Raw genomic sequence first — 288 nt, forward strand, 5'->3', positions numbered from 1 at the left:
TCGGAGTATAGCGCAGTCTGGTAGCGCGCCTGCTTTGGGAGCAGGATGTCGGGGGTTCGAATCCCTCTACTCCGACCAAGTCGAAATGTGTAAAAATTCAAATGTGCGGGTCGTTAGCTCAGTTGGTAGAGCAGTTGACTTTTAATCAATTGGTCACTGGTTCGAATCCAGTACGACCCACCACTTTGATGTACGGAGGGGTGGCAGAGCGGTTGAATGCACCGGTCTTGAAAACCGGCGAAGATTAATAGTCTTCCGAGAGTTCGAATCTCTCCTCCTCCGCCATTT

General features: G+C 50.7%; 3 tRNA genes. All 3 read left to right on the forward strand.

Annotation, left to right across the window (positions count from 1 at the left end):
* The first annotated feature begins 1 nt into the window (after position 1).
* The 3 genes from AYW76_RS18625 to AYW76_RS18635 all read left to right on the forward strand — a co-directional run bounded on the left by AYW76_RS18625 (position 2) and on the right by AYW76_RS18635 (position 285).
* Positions 2–78 (forward strand) — tRNA-Pro (locus tag AYW76_RS18625).
* A 29-nt stretch (positions 79–107) separates the two neighbouring features.
* A tRNA-Lys gene (locus AYW76_RS18630) sits at positions 108–183 on the forward strand.
* A gap of 11 nt (positions 184–194) precedes the next feature.
* A tRNA-Ser gene (locus tag AYW76_RS18635) sits at positions 195–285 on the forward strand.
* The last annotated feature ends 3 nt before the right edge of the window (positions 286–288 follow it).

Origin of the sequence: Marinomonas gallaica (assembly GCF_001639745.1) — a bacterium.
In the GTDB taxonomy this organism is placed as follows: Bacteria; Pseudomonadota; Gammaproteobacteria; order Pseudomonadales; family Marinomonadaceae; genus Marinomonas; species Marinomonas gallaica.